The 13,101-nt window shown below is 72.0% G+C and carries 7 protein-coding genes; 5 read left to right on the forward strand and 2 right to left on the reverse strand.

The window, feature by feature from the left end:
- The first annotated feature begins 12 nt into the window (after positions 1 to 12).
- On the forward strand, positions 13 to 1,137 hold the full coding sequence (locus ABZ208_RS08665; protein ID WP_356908785.1) for a GuaB3 family IMP dehydrogenase-related protein: 1,125 nt from the start codon (positions 13 to 15) through the stop codon (positions 1,135 to 1,137).
- A gap of 71 nt (positions 1,138 to 1,208) precedes the next feature.
- Here the strand turns inward: ABZ208_RS08665 and ABZ208_RS08670 are convergent, their stop codons facing one another.
- Both ABZ208_RS08670 and ABZ208_RS08675 read right to left on the reverse strand, forming a co-directional pair.
- On the reverse strand, positions 1,209 to 1,694 hold the full coding sequence (locus ABZ208_RS08670; protein WP_356908786.1) for a hypothetical protein: 486 nt from the start codon (positions 1,692 to 1,694) through the stop codon (positions 1,209 to 1,211).
- 169 nt (positions 1,695 to 1,863) lie between these two features.
- Complete coding sequence (locus ABZ208_RS08675) at positions 1,864 to 3,105, reverse strand: nucleotide sugar dehydrogenase (protein WP_356908787.1); 1,242 nt, start codon at positions 3,103 to 3,105, stop codon at positions 1,864 to 1,866.
- A gap of 232 nt (positions 3,106 to 3,337) precedes the next feature.
- Here ABZ208_RS08675 and ABZ208_RS08680 point away from each other — a divergent pair, with 232 nt between their 5' ends.
- The 4 genes from ABZ208_RS08680 to ABZ208_RS08695 all read left to right on the forward strand — a co-directional run bounded on the left by ABZ208_RS08680 (position 3,338) and on the right by ABZ208_RS08695 (position 13,038).
- Positions 3,338 to 5,044, forward strand: coding sequence for a glycerol-3-phosphate dehydrogenase/oxidase (locus tag ABZ208_RS08680; protein ID WP_356908788.1), 1,707 nt, complete (start codon positions 3,338 to 3,340; stop codon positions 5,042 to 5,044).
- A gap of 304 nt (positions 5,045 to 5,348) precedes the next feature.
- Positions 5,349 to 8,000: a protein kinase gene (locus ABZ208_RS08685; RefSeq protein ID WP_356908789.1), complete on the forward strand. Its 2,652-nt coding sequence runs from the start codon at positions 5,349 to 5,351 to the stop codon at positions 7,998 to 8,000.
- Positions 8,001 to 8,127: 127 nt separating this feature from the next.
- Entirely contained in the window at positions 8,128 to 11,127 is a 3,000-nt protein-coding gene (locus ABZ208_RS08690; RefSeq protein WP_356908790.1) for a protein kinase, read from the forward strand.
- A gap of 183 nt (positions 11,128 to 11,310) precedes the next feature.
- Positions 11,311 to 13,038, forward strand: a complete 1,728-nt coding sequence (locus tag ABZ208_RS08695) for a protein kinase (protein ID WP_356908791.1) — start codon at positions 11,311 to 11,313, stop codon at positions 13,036 to 13,038.
- Positions 13,039 to 13,101 lie beyond the last annotated feature (63 nt).

Raw genomic sequence — 13,101 nt, forward strand, 5'->3', positions numbered from 1 at the left:
AGGCCACACAACGTGACTGAGATCGAGATCGGGCGCGGCAAGCGCGGCCGCCGGGCGTACGCGTTCGATGACATCGCCGTCGTACCGAGCCGGCGCACGCGGGACCCGAAGGAGGTCTCGATCGCCTGGCAGATCGACGCCTACCGCTTCGAGCTGCCGTTCCTGGCGGCCCCGATGGACTCCGTGGTCTCCCCGCAGACCGCGATCCGCATCGGTGAGCTCGGCGGTCTGGGCGTACTGAACCTCGAGGGACTGTGGACCCGTTACGAGGACCCGCAGCCGCTGCTCGACGAGATCGCCGACCTGCCGACGGAGACCGCCACCCGTCGTCTGCAGGAGATCTACGCCGCCCCGATCAAGGAGGAGCTGATCGGGCAGCGTCTGAAGGAGGTGCGCGACTCCGGTGTCGTCACGGCCGCCGCGCTCTCGCCGCAGCGCACCGCGCAGTTCTCGAAGACCGTCGTCGACGCGGGCGTGGACCTCTTCGTCATCCGCGGCACGACCGTCTCCGCCGAGCACGTCTCCGGTGCCGCCGAACCGCTGAACCTCAAGCAGTTCATCTACGAACTCGACGTCCCGGTCATCGTCGGCGGCTGCGCCACCTACACCGCCGCCCTGCACCTGATGCGCACCGGCGCGGCGGGCGTCCTGGTCGGCTTCGGCGGCGGCGCCGCGCACACCACGCGTAACGTGCTGGGCATCCAGGTGCCGATGGCGACCGCCGTCGCCGATGTGGCCGCGGCCCGCCGCGACTACATGGACGAGTCCGGCGGCCGGTACGTCCACGTCATCGCGGACGGCGGCGTGGGCTGGTCCGGCGACCTGCCGAAGGCGGTCGCGTGCGGCGCCGACGCGGTGATGATCGGATCCCCGCTGGCGCGCGCGACGGACGCGCCCGGCAAGGGGCACCACTGGGGCATGGAGGCCGTGCACGAGGACGTGCCGCGCGGCAAGCTCGTGGACCTGGGCATCGTCGGCACCACGGAGGAGATCCTGACCGGGCCCTCGCACAGCCCTGACGGGTCGATGAACTTCTTCGGGGCGCTGCGCCGGGCGATGGCGACGACGGGTTACAGCGAACTCAAGGAGTTCCAGCGTGTCGAGGTGACGGTGGCGGACTCGCAGCACAAGCGCTGACCGCTCTTCGTACGTACGCGTGGGGCCCGGCACCTTCAAGGTGCCGGGCCCCACGCGTTGTGGTGCGTCGATCAGGCGTCGGCCTTCTTGGCACCGGCGAACGCGGTGATCGCGGCGATGCCGAGGAAGACATAGGTCATGCCGTCGGCCGCCTTCTTCCAGACCTCCGTCAGCAGGCTGAACTCGTCGAAGAACACCTCGGTGAAGGAGGCACCGGTGCCATCGGCGAAGATCATCGCGATGGCGACCAGCTGACCCAGGTACACCGCACCGATGGCGAGCACCGCGCTGACGACGGGCAGTACCGGGTTGCGGCCGCCGGCCTTGGCGGCGGCGAAGCCGATGAGGAAGCCGACGCCGACGGCGGCGTAGCCGATTTCCTTCTCGATGGCTCCGCCGATGGCGCCGTACGCACCGGCGGCGACCAGCGCGGCGACGAACGCGACGAGCAGGCCCAGGCCGACGTTGTTGCGGACGGGCGCCGGCGGCGGGGCCGGGGCGAACTGGTCGCCTCCGGCGAACGGGTTGCCGGACGGCGGCGGAACGGGCTGGCTCATGTCGGATGTCCCCCAGGGATCAAGGCACGTCGTACGACTGTGCGACGCGGCGGACGGACATTAGCAGCCCGCAGCGACAATGGGGCACTTGGTTATCCGGTTGTGCCTTTGGCCGGCGCGCCGTAGCGCGTTGCTGCGCCTGATACGGCGTCGGCTCGGCCGCGAGCGCTCATAGGCGGTGCGCCGCGCCGATCGGGGTGGCGCCGCGGGTGTCCAGCAGCAACTGGGCCTTGACGGCGAGTCCTTGGAGGTCGTACGTGCGGTGGTGCTGGAGCAGGACCGTCAGGTCGGCTCCGGCTGCCGCCTCGTAGAGCGAGTCCGCCCGGGGGACCGGAAGTTCACCCACGCGCCAGTGGGGGACGTAGGGGTCGTGGTAGCTGACTGCGGCGCCGAGATTCATCAGACGGCGGGCGATCTCGTAGGCGGGGGAGGCCTCCAGGTCGGCGAGGTCCGGCTTGTACGTGATGCCGAGGAGCAGCACGCGGGCCCCACGCGCCGACTTGCCGTGCTCGTTGAGGAGGGTGGCGCAGCGCTGGATCACGTACTGCGGCATCCGGGTGTTGATCTCCCGGGCGAGACCGACCATGCGCAGGGGGCGGCCGGGGGCTCCGCCGGTGTGCGGGAGGAAACCGGGGTCGAGGGGGACGTCGTGGCCGCCGACGCCCGGGCCCGGGCGGAAGGCCTGGAAGCCGAACGGCTTGGTCTCGGCGCAGCGGATGACGTCCCACAGGTCCACACCGAGGTCGTGGCAGAGCACCGCCATCTCGTTGACCAGGGCGATGTTGACGTGCCGGAAGTTCGTTTCGAGGACCTTGACGGTCTCCGCCTCGCGCGGGCCACGGGCGCGGACCACCTTGTCGGTGAGGCGGCCGTAGAAGGCGGCGGCCGATTCTGTGCAGGCCGGAGTGAGACCGCCGATCACCTTGGGGGTGTTGGCGTAGCCGTGGGAACGCCTGCCGGGGTCCACCCGACTGGGGGAATACGCCAGATGGAAGTCGCGGCCGGCGCGCAGGCCCGACCCCTGCTCGAGCAGCGGGCGGAGGAAGCCCTCCGTCGTGCCCGGCTGGACGGCCGATTCGAGCAGGACGGTGGTGTGCGGGCGCAGTCGCGCCGCGAGGGTGTGGGCGGCGTCGGCGACCGCGCTGAGGTCCAGGGTCCCGTCGGCGGACAGGGGGGTGGGCGCGCAGATGACAGCCGTGCGTACGCGGCCGAGCTCGGCCGGATCGGTGGCGGTCCGGAATCCGGCGGACAGCATCCGGCGGACGTCGGCAGGGGTGACGCCGCCCGCCGGGTCGGCAAGCCGGTGTGGATCGAGGTCGTAGCCGACGGTTTCGATGCCGGCGCCGACGGCTGCCTGGGCGAGAGGCAGACCGAGGTGGCCGAGTCCGACGACGGCGAGATCTGCGGGCATGGAAGTGGCCGTCCTTCCCTTAACCGGAGGGGGCAGTGAGCGCAAGCCCTGTGGGCAGAACGAGCAAGCGCAATGTCAGACTAGGCGTAAATATGACCGATATGCCGGATTGTGTGCTCGTGGTCGGCCGAGTGTTATCCACAGGCGGTGGCTGAAGTTGCGGAGTGCGGACAGAATCGATGGTGTGAGCCCGACCACAGCAGGGACCACACGGGGGCGACGGGAGGCAGCAGTGAGGACAGCGACACTGGGACCCGCGCAGCGCGTCGAGGCGCTCGCCGGGATGGCCGAGCGTGAACTGGACGTGCTGGTCGTGGGCGCGGGCGTCGTCGGCGCCGGGACTGCGCTGGACGCCGCGACACGCGGGCTGTCGACCGGGCTCGTCGAGGCGCGCGACTGGGCGTCCGGCACGTCGAGCAGGTCGAGCAAGCTGATCCACGGCGGGCTGCGCTATCTGGAGATGCTCGATTTCGCGCTGGTCCGGGAGGCACTGAAGGAGCGCGGTCTGCTGCTGGAGCGGCTCGCCCCGCATCTGGTGAAGCCGGTCCCCTTCCTCTACCCCCTCCAGCACAAGGGCTGGGAGCGGCTGTACGCCGGATCGGGTGTCGCGCTGTACGACGCGATGTCGGTGTCCTCGGGCCATGGGCGAGGACTGCCGGTCCACCGCCACCTCTCACGGAAGGCCGCGCTGCGGGTCGCGCCCGCGCTGAAGAAGGACTCCCTGGTGGGAGCGTTGCAGTACTACGACGCACAGATGGACGACGCCCGCTATGTGGCCACCCTGGTGCGCACCGCCGCGAGCTACGGGGCCCAAGTCGCCAGCCGGGCCAGGGTGATCGGCTTTCTGCGGGAGGGCGAGCGGGTCGTCGGGGCCCGGGTGCAGGACGTCGAGGCCGGCGGGGAGTACGAGATCCGGGCCCACCAGATCGTCAACGCCACGGGCGTGTGGACGGACGACACGCAAGCGCTGATCGGGGAACGGGGCCAGTTCCATGTGCGGGCCTCCAAGGGCATTCACCTGGTGGTACCCAAGGACCGGATCCACTCCGCGACCGGGCTGATCCTGCGCACCGAGAAGTCCGTGCTGTTCGTCATCCCGTGGGGGCGGCACTGGATCGTGGGCACGACGGACACGGACTGGGATCTGGACAAGGCGCATCCGGCAGCGTCCAGCGCCGACATCGACTATCTGCTGGAGCACGTCAATTCGGTGCTGGCCGTGCCGCTCACCAGGGACGATGTGGAGGGTGTGTACGCGGGACTGCGGCCGCTGCTCGCCGGCGAGTCGGACGCGACCAGCCAATTGTCGCGGGAGCACACGGTGGCACACCCGGTGCCGGGGCTCGTGGTGGTCGCGGGCGGCAAGTACACGACGTACCGGGTGATGGCGAAGGACGCGGTGGACGCGGCCGTCCACGCGCTCGACCAGCGGGTGGCCGGGTGTGTCACCGAGGACATCCCGCTGCTCGGCGCCGAGGGCTACCGCGCCCTGTGGAACGCGCGGGCGAGGACAGCCGCGCGGACGGGGCTTCATGTGGTGCGGGTGGAGCATCTGTTGAACCGCTACGGCTCCCTCAGCGAGGAGCTGCTCGCGCTGATAGCCGAGGATCCGAGTCTGGGTGAGCCGCTGGGGGGCGCGGACGACTATCTGCGTGCCGAGATCGTCTACGCGGCCTCGCACGAAGGCGCCCGGCACCTGGACGACGTCCTGACCAGGCGCACCAGGATCTCGATCGAGACGTTCGACCGGGGGACGAGGTGCGCGCGCGAGTGCGCGGAGCTGATGGCACCGGTGCTGGGGTGGGACAAGGAGCAAGTCGAGAAGGAAGTGCAGCACTACGAGAAGAGGGTGGAGGCCGAGCGGGAGTCGCAGCGCCAGCCGGACGACCTGACCGCGGACGCGGCACGCCTGGGAGCGCCGGACATCATCCCCATCTGAGAGCGGGGGTGCCCCTGCCCGGCCCGGGTTCCGTCGACCCTGACCCTGATACGACGGAATTCAGCCACATGGCAAGGGAGTTGGGGACCGGACCGGTGCGGGGTGGCCCCTCCTGCGACCAGCGCAGGGGTGCATCGGACGTGGTCGTCACCCGGCCGCCGCCGGGCGAGTCCCGGCAGACGGCGGACCCGGGATCAATACCGGTCCCGGAGTAAGGGACAATGGGGGCTCTGCCAGGGCGGGTTACCGCATCGCGCGGGAAGCGGCGGGCGCGGGCGAAGATCAGGGATCGCAGAGGGGACGCATGTCGGAGGCTGAGCAGTCGCGGGAGCCCCAGCGGGACACGGCCGAGGAGCCGCGCGAGTCCCGGGAGTCCCAGGAGGTTGCGGGGGTGGAGCCCGTCGGGGCGTCCGGCACGACCTCCGGCGAGCCCTCGGGGGACATGTCCCAGGAACGATCCGCCGAGCCGGAACAGGTCGCCGACACGGAATCCGCGGGCGCGGACGACGCGGCCGCCGAGCGTGGTGACGCGGTGGCGGACCGGGGCGCATCGGCCGACCCCGGGTCTGCGGATGCCGGGGCCGCGGATGTCGCACCGGACTCGGCAGGCACGTCCGGCTCCCGGGACGCAGGCGCGAAGGACTCGCCGGGCGGGCAGGAATTGGCCGGTTCGGACTCACCTGCGCAGGCCGGGCAGGCGTCGCCCGAGGCGGGAGCTCACGGTGCGGCGGACGTGGCCCCGAAGGCGGCGGGTGCGGATCGTGCTGCTGTGGCCGACAGTGTGACGGGTGCTGGCTCCGGGGCTGCCCGTGCTGATGGAGCGTCCGCAGGGCGGGGTGTGGCGCCGGCGGGTGCCGGCTCTGAGAGGGAAGCGGGCAGCAGCCCGGTGGCCAAGGCCGATGCCGACGCTCCAGCGGTCAAGGCCGGTGCTGATGGAGCGTCCGCAGGGCGGGGCAGCGCGTCGGGCGGGGGCGTGAAGGGTGCCAGGTCCAGCGGTTCCGCGGCGTCGGCCGAGGGCGTGAAGAACACTCAGAACGCAGCTGCCAAGAGCGCGGGCTCCGCCGCAGCCACCGGAAGTGCCGACCGAAGCGCCCAGGGCGCGGGCTCCGCCGGCGGGCGGTTGCTCGCCGGACGGTACCGGCTGGGCGGGGTCCTCGGGCGCGGCGGTATGGGGACCGTCTGGCGGGCCGTGGACGAGACCCTCGGACGGACCGTCGCGGTCAAGGAGCTGCGGTTCCCCAACAGCATCGACGAGGACGAGAAGCGCCGTCTGATCACGCGTACCCTCCGCGAGGCCAAGGCGATCGCCCGGATCCGCAACAACAGCGCGGTGACGGTGTTCGACGTCGTAGACGAGGACGACCGCCCCTGGATCGTGATGGAGCTTGTCGAGGGCAAGTCCCTCGCCGAAGCCATCCGCGAGGACGGCACCCTCACCCCGCGCCGCGCCGCCGAGGTCGGTCTCGCCATCCTCGACGTGCTCCGATCCGCGCACCGCGAGGGCATCCTGCACCGCGACGTGAAGCCGTCCAACGTCCTGATCGCCGAGGACGGCCGGGTCGTGCTGACCGACTTCGGCATCGCCCAGGTCGAGGGCGACCCGTCGATCACCTCCACCGGCATGCTCGTCGGCGCCCCCTCGTACATCTCGCCCGAGCGCGCCCGCGGTCACAAGCCCGGCCCCGCCGCCGACCTGTGGTCGCTGGGCGGACTGCTGTACGCGAGCGTCGAGGGCTGCCCGCCGTACGACAAGGGATCGGCCATCGCGACGCTGACCGCCGTGATGACCGAGCCGCTCGACCCGCCGAAGAACGCGGGCCCCCTGGAGGAGGTCATCTACGGCCTGCTGGCCAAGGACCCCGACCAGCGACTCGACGACGCGGGCGCACGGGCGCTGCTGACCATGGTGCTGCACACCCCCGAGGCGCCGGAGCGGTCGGCCGACCCGGAGCCCGACGCCACCCGGGTCACGCCCCTGCCCCCGCTGCTCGCGACACCGGCGGCGGCATCCGACGCCAAGCCCAAGGACCCGGCTGCGGACCGGCTGCGGGGTGCGCTGCGTTCCGTGCGCAACGCCGCAGCGGCGGCCAAGGCGGAAGCCGCGCCGAAGCCGAAGCGTTCTCCGGAACGGCCCGCCCCGCGGCCCGTTCCGGAGCGGGCACCGCTCACCGATGTGGTGCCGCGCCGCACCCTGGTGATCATCGCGGTCGTGGCCGCACTCGCCGTTCTGTCCACCGTCCTCGTCCTCTCCCTCGGCGGGGGCGACGACAAGACCGGCCAGGGCAAGCCCAAGGGCGACAAGACCACTTCGGCCGGCGCCAGTGCGGGCGGGGAGGGCAAGGACTCGGGTTCCGGCACCACCAAGGGCCAGGACCAGACCAAGGACGACGGCAAGGACAGCGGAAAGGGCGACGAGGGGGCCGACACGTCCGGCAACGCGAGCGGCGGGCAGCCGTCCGGCGACGGCCAGGGCGACGAGCCGAAGGACGGGGACGCACTGCCGGACGGATATGTGATGGTCTCCAACGACCGGTTCCACTTCACGATGGCCATGCCCAAGGACTTCAAGCTCGTCGGCATCGCGGGCCAGAACTCCGGCGGCAAGTTCAGTGCCGGCGGCGGATACCCGCGCGTCCAGGTCGACTACAACGCCAGCCCCAGGGACGATGCGGCCGCCGCCTGGGCGGCAGCGGTCGCCGGTGTGAGTGCGACCAGCAGCGGCTACAAGCACCTCGGTATCAACACGGTCGACTACAACGGCTATCCGACCGTCGCCGACTGGCAGTTCGAGCGCAACGAGAACGGCGAGCGCGTCAGGATCCTCAACCGCGGATTCAAGGTCGACGCCAAGCGCGGCTACTCGATCATGGTCACCTGCAAGGCGAGCGAGTGGCGCAGTACCGAGTGCGAGACACTGCGCAAGACGGCGTTCGCCACGTTCAGCCCCAAGGATTGACCAAGGGGACGTATTGTGAGAGGTCGCGGACGGTACGCAGCGACAAGGGGCCGTTGAGCGACCGGAATTGACGGCTACGTGCGGTCTCCGGACGGACCGGGGGACAGCGCGCACGTGGGGAGGCGCCGTGGACGACTACGCGGGAAGGGTGCTCGCCGACCGCTACCGCCTTCCGCTGCCGCCTTCGGACGCGTTCGAACTGGTCGAGACCCCGGCCTTCGACACCTACAGCGGTCAGGAAGTCCTGGTACGGCAGGTGCCGTTACCGGAAGTCGTGGACGCCGAAGTGGTCGACATGGACGGCCTGGCCGGGACGGCCGTGGCACGGCAGGCCCAGGGGCGCAGCACACGCAGGCCGGCGGACCCGGCGGTGCGCCGGGCCGTGGAGGCTGCGCAGGCCGCCGCCCAGATCCCCGATCATCCGCGCCTCGACCAGGTCTTCGACGTCTTCGCCGAGGACGGTTCGCTCTGGATCGTGAGCGAGCGCGTCGCCGCCCGGCCGCTTGCCGCCCTCCTCGCCGAGAAGCCGCTGAACCCCTACCGGGCGGCGGAGGTCGCCTCCGACGTCCTCACCGCGCTGCGGGCGCTGCATGCGCACGGCTGGACGCACCGGAACATCACCGTCCGCACGGTGCTCGTCTGTGACGACGGGCGTGTGGTGCTGACCGGGCTGGCCTCGGGCGCCGCCGAGGAGGCGCTGTGCGGGTACGCCCCCGCACCGGCGCCCGACGCGGACGCGGACGGCTTCGGCGAGCCGGGGCCAGGGGCAGACCCGGCCGACGGCGACCCCGCGCACGACGACGACCCCGAGTACGGCATTGACCCCGCGTACGACGATGACTCCGAGCCCGACAACGACCACGACCCCGGCCCCCGACGCGACGACGACGGGTACGGCGGACCGGTGCGCCCTGTGCTGCCCGGTCAGACGGCCCCGGACTCACGGGGCGGAGTGCCGGATGTCCGCGCCGCGCGGGCGGGCGCGATCGCCGCGTACCGCGCGGGCGCGCGGGCAGGGGCACGCGTCACCGAGGACCAGCGCCGGGGCGGCACCCCCGGCGGGGCAGCGGACGGTCCCGTCCAGAACGGCCTCGACCCGGACTGGTGGGCCAGACGCCCCGACGAGGTGCGCCCTGAGCGGTTCCGTTACGAGGACGGAGACGAGGAGGGCGTCGTCTACGGCCCTGTCCACGACGGCGACGACGACTACGACGACTACGACGGGTACGACCCCGGTCCCGGCCACGCCAGGCTGGCCGGCACATGGCACGACTCCCCGTTCCCGGGCCGCGAGGGCCCTCGTGCCGTACCGGCGGGCGGCGGGGGTCCGTACGGGGGAGCTCGGCCGGCGCTGCCCGGCGCGCGGTACGGGGACGATCCCTACGGCGTGCGGCAGGCGGCCGTCGAGAGCGGACGCCAACCCGCGCGCGACGGCTACGAAGCCGCGCGCCGGTCCGCCCGGGACGGCGGCCAGGGTGGTCAGGGCGGCACTGAACCGCCGTACGGTGGCGGCCGCCGGGCCGACCGGAGCTCAGGCCCCGGCGGTGGGCCGAGACCCGCACTCGAGCGGCCTGGCGCTACACAGCCCGGCGGTACTCCGTACGGCGGCGTCCGTCCCGCCCTGCCCGATGCCGGCCGGCAGGCGCCTCGCGGAAGCGGCGGCCCGTACGGCGGCGCCCGCCCGGCGCTGCCCGGCGCCCGTGCCGGCGAGGGCCCTGGCCCCCGCGGCGCCGCGGCCGGAAACTGGGACCGGGGCAGCAGTGGCCGGGACGCCCCGCGCGCCGACGACGATCGCCTGCCCGCCGCTGCCCGCACCGGTGCCCCGTCGGGACGCTGGGACGAGATCGTCGCGCCGGGCGAGCCCACCGTCTACCGCGGCCCCGCCACTCCACTCGCCGCCGAACGCGCCCGCCAGGCCCGCATCGCGGTCGTCGGCGCCGTCACCGAGCGCTGGGCGCCCGAACAGGCGGGAGCGGTCCACGAGAACTGGCAGCTGGCCGCCCCCGTCGGCCCCGCCACCGACCTGTGGGCGCTCGGCGCGCTGCTCTTCCGGGCAGTTCAGGGCCATGCCCCGTACCCCGAGGAGAGCGCGGCCGAACTGGTCCAGCTCGTGTGCTCCGAGCCGCCCGCCTTCGCGGAAGAGTGCGGTCCCCTGCGGCCGGTCGTCGAATCGCTGCTGCGACAGGACCCCACGGAGCGCCCGGACTTCGAGGAACTGCGCGGCTGGCTGCGCTCGCTCGTGCGGTCCGCGCCCGAGCCCGAGGCAGGCATGGACGTCGTGCCCCTGCCGGCGGGCGCCGTCGGCGGCAGCAGGCTGCCTGTCGTACGCCGCAGGGGTGAACTTGTCCGCAGGCGCCGTCCCCCAGCGCCGCAGGTGCTCCACGGCCGTCACCGTCACCAGCGCTCCAAGGAACGTGCGGGACGGGGGCCGCGCTCGCTCGGCCGTACGCTCCTGCTGTTGATCCTGCTGGTGCTGGTGGCGGCGATCGCCTATGCCGTGCTGTTCATGCCCAAGGCCGGGTCGCAGGGGAACAAGAGCGGTGCGCAGCCGTCCCCCACGAGCCCGGGCCCGGGCCGCACGACCCAGGGGAGCCCGCAGCCGGCGCCCAGTGCGCCCGCGACCGCCACTCCCGGATCGCAGCAGCCCCAGACCTCGGCCCCGGCCGGCGACCTGCCCGACGGCTATGTGCTGCGCAAGGACGCCGAGGGTTTCCAGGTGGCGGTCGACAGGACCTGGCAGCGGCGGCCCATCAACGACGTCGGCCAAGTCCGCTACAACGGCGGCGACTTCACCTTGATCGTCGTACCCGGACGGGACTCCGTGGAGGAGGGCGGCGACGACCCGCTCGTCTACCAGCGTGACAAAGAACGGGAGTTGCAGCCGTTCCGGGACTCGTCCTGGGCCGGGGCGACCGGGCTGCGACGTATCGATGTGGGTCAACAGTCCATGGCAGAAGGTCAGTTCACCTGGCAGGACAGCAATGGCCGCAACGTTTATGTACGCAACCTCGCCCTGATCGTCGGGGACGCCTATCACGTGATCCAGGTGATCGGCCCCGAGGAGCAGCGCGACAAAGTGACCGAGATCTACGAGCAGGCCACGGCCACGTACCGCGTCACGCGCTGAGGCCCAGGACCCGGTCCGCGGCGTCAGCTCGGGCTTCTGCTCCGGCGTCAACTCGGGCGCAGGTCACGCAGCGTGGCCGTCCGGGAGCGGTGCACGCATTACGGACAGGTCACTTGAGCGCCCTAGGGTTCGCGTTCGTACATCCCCTCCGTAACCTGGGAACCCAAGGAATGGGCGGGGGACGTGGAAGACACATACAGCACGGGCGCGGGTCTGCTGCTTGCCGGGCGGTACCGGCTGAGCGAGACCATCGGCAGCGGCGGCATGGGCAAGGTCTGGCGCGCGCACGACGAAGTGCTACACAGAGTGGTCGCCGTCAAAGAGTTGACGGCCGGACGGTATGTCTCCGAGGCGGACCGGATCGTTCTGCATGCCCGCACGCAGAAGGAGGCCCGGGCCGCGGCCCGGATCAGCCACCCGTGTGTCGTCACCGTTCATGACGTGCTCGAACACGACGACCGGCCCTGGATCGTCATGCAGTACGTCGACGGTCCTTCGCTCGCCGGCCTCGCCAAGACGTCAGGGCACATCCACGAGACGGACGCGGCCCGGATCGGCCGGTACATCCTGCGGGCGCTGACCGCCGCACACGCCGCCGGGGTGCTGCACCGCGACATCAAGCCCGCCAACGTGCTGATCAACGGCGACGGCCGCGCGCTGATCACGGACTTCGGGATCGCGGCGATCGAGGGCGACTCGACGATCACCAGGACCGGCGAGATCGTCGGGTCGATCGACTACCTCGCGCCGGAGCGGGTGCGCGGCCACGATCCCGGGCCCGCGTCCGACCTGTGGTCGCTGGGCGCGACGTTGTTCGCGGCGGTGCAGGGCGAGTCGCCCTTCCGCCGTTCGTCGCCGCTTGCCACGATGCAGGCCGTGGTGGACGACGAGCCGCCGTACCCGGAGCGGGCGGGGCGGCTCGCACCCGTGATCCTCGCGCTGCTGCAGAAGGATCCGGCGGCCCGGCCCTCGGCGGCGGAGGCCGAGCGGATGCTGTCCGAGGCCATGGCGGACGGAACGTCCGTCACGACCTCCACGGCCGCGCCGACCCGGCGGACGACCGAGCGGATGACGCAGCCGGGCTGGACGCACAACGCCCCGGAACACACGGCAGGGTCAGGGGCGCGTTCAGGTGCCGTGGCCGGCCCGGGTTCCGTATCGGGCTCGGGTTCCTCCGGCCCGGGTTCCGGACCTGGCTCCGGCTCCGCGGCCGGAAGGGGGCCGTCCGGTTCGCCGGCACCCGCGCCCGCGGTCACGCTCGTCCCCGCACCCCCTCAGCGGCGGCGCGGCGCCCGGCTGCGCACGGTCGCTCTCGTCGCCGTGCTCGCCGCGGTGGTCGGCGGCGGCGCAGGCCTGCTGGCCATGGAGTACGGGGGCCGCAACGGTTCAGGTGTACGCACCGAGTCGCACCCGCAGTCGACCCGGAAACCGAGCTCGAAGCCCGCCAACTCCTCGGCCGTACCAGAGGGCTGGCAGCGCGTCGACGACCCGGAGGGATTCAGCCTCTGGGTCCCCGAGGGCTGGACGCGTCAGTCGGACGGCAATCAGATCGACTACACGCCCGACAACGGCAAGCACCGCATCCGGATCAGCATCGACCCGGCACCCGACTTCGAGAATCCGTACATGCACATGCTGGACATCCAGAAGGGCCTCGAGAAACGGCTGCCGAAGTACAAGCGCCTGCAGTTGCACGCCAACACCTTCCGTGACCAGACGCAGTCCGCGCTCTGGGAGTTCACCTGGACCGAGACCAAGGAACACCCGGGCAAGCGACGCGCCATCGACCAGATGTACAACGAGGACGACGGCACCGAGTACGCCCTCTACATGTCCGGTCCCGCCTCGGACTGGGCCACGACGCGGCAGCAGTTCGACATCATGCTGCGCGGCTGGCGGCCGCCGGCCTGACCGGGCGGTGGCAGTGCCGTCCGGGCGGACTGTCACGGGTGTGCATCCGGTGTCCGGCGCCGG

This window comes from Streptomyces sp. NPDC006208, from assembly GCF_040613775.1.
In the GTDB taxonomy this organism is placed as follows: Bacteria; Actinomycetota; Actinomycetes; order Streptomycetales; family Streptomycetaceae; genus Streptomyces.

What these genes read in the sequence shown, in the direction of transcription:
- ABZ208_RS08675 (WP_356908787.1), bottom strand. Translation starts at nt 3,105, where the DNA reads ATGCCCGCAGATCTCGCCGTCGTCGGACTCGGCCACCTCGGTCTGCCT.
- ABZ208_RS08670 (WP_356908786.1), bottom strand. Translation starts at nt 1,694, where the DNA reads ATGAGCCAGCCCGTTCCGCCGCCGTCCGGCAACCCGTTCGCCGGAGGC.
- ABZ208_RS08685 (WP_356908789.1), top strand. Translation starts at nt 5,349, where the DNA reads ATGTCGGAGGCTGAGCAGTCGCGGGAGCCCCAGCGGGACACGGCCGAG.